This window comes from Streptomyces camponoticapitis, from assembly GCF_014646115.1.
GTDB classification, from domain to species: domain Bacteria; phylum Actinomycetota; class Actinomycetes; order Streptomycetales; family Streptomycetaceae; genus Streptomyces; species Streptomyces camponoticapitis.
Genome location: NZ_BMMV01000067.1, coordinates 1 through 1,235, shown reverse-complemented (window position 1 = coordinate 1,235; position 1,235 = coordinate 1). Strand labels below are relative to the sequence as shown.

Genomic DNA, 1,235 nt, shown 5'->3' with positions numbered 1-1,235 from the left:
GAAGGTGCCATCGTCACGGACGGAGAAGTGTTCGCAACCGTCGTGCTCGAAACGCACGCGCCCGTCGAATCGAGAGTCGGCGTGGGTGCAGGCTCCCCAGTCCAGGCCCAAGTCTCCGCCCAGCGGGATCCAGAACCGGCATCCGCCGCATTGCTCGTCGAACCATTCATCCCGGTAGCCAGGGTTTCCCGTGGAGCGATTGAGTAGCTGCAACCAGCGTCTGTGGACGTCGTCGCCCGCGTCTCCGTTGCCGTCCGTCTGCGGCCTGCCCAACGCCATCTGTTCCCCACCCTCTCGCTGAATTCGCAGGGTCAATCTGCACGGAACCGGCGGCTAGCCGCCAGCTGATCTCTGCGAGCCTGAGGGCGTCGGCCCAGTGCGTCGCAGACATCACCTGCAAGGATCGGTCGACAGGTCCGCGTAACGGCGACGAAGGTGTGCCATCAGAACGACGCGGTGGCGAAGCAGAGGAACGCCAGCGCGGCCTGCCATCAGGCGCTTTTGCGGTTTGACGTCGGTGATGCGGCCTTCGTTGACGCCCGAGTTGTAGGGGGTGGTAACTCCCTGTGCGACGGCGTGCTGGTCTTCGCGAAGGGCTCCGGCGAGGCCGACGAGCGGGGCCAGACCGCTGCCTGCGAGGTCGTCCAGCCAGTCCGGGAGGGGTGTCGCGTCGTGGTTGTCGAGCATGGCGGCGAACCGGCGGACCAGGTCGTGAGTCTGCCTGAGTTCAGGACAGTGGTCGAGGAGGCGGGGCAGACGGTCGCTGATGTGGAGGTTGCGCCGGTGTAGGTGGGTGGTGATCCAGCGGGCGGCTTCGCGTGGGGAGGGCGGCCGCTCGCGTGGTTCGTCCAGGGGCAGGCCCCTTCTGAGGGGTGCGACGGCCATCTTCACGCGCTGGTAGTGGCCGAGGTAGCCCTTGGCCTGGAGTTCCTCGTGCAGGATTTTCGCGCTGTGTTGTCCTTCGTCCCAGCGTTGCTGCAGGTAGTCGAGGTAGGGGTCCAGGGTGGAGGGCTTGCGGGGCGGGCGGCGCATCACCTCCTGCCAGGTGCCGGCCCGGGCGTATTTGCCGACGGTGCGGCGGTCCAGGCCGAGCTCGCGGGCCACGGAGCTGTGGCTCCGGCCGGTGCCGGTCAGGGCCTGAACGGCCTCGAACAGTCTGCGGGCGTGTCGTGCGGCCCGGGTGTCTTCCGCGGTGTTCCCGGCGGTCTCCTCGGCCGGTGCGGGATCGCTCTCGC

1 protein-coding gene and 1 pseudogene are annotated in these 1,235 nt (G+C 68.1%); both read right to left on the bottom strand.

What is annotated here, in order from left to right; all coding sequences use genetic code 11:
* On the bottom strand, positions 1–279 hold a 279-nt coding region (locus IEY79_RS37065; protein WP_189112053.1), incomplete at its 3' end, for a DUF3027 domain-containing protein.
* Positions 280–390: 111 nt separating this feature from the next.
* Positions 391–1,235, bottom strand: a pseudogene (locus IEY79_RS37060) (ISL3 family transposase); the annotation flags it as partial.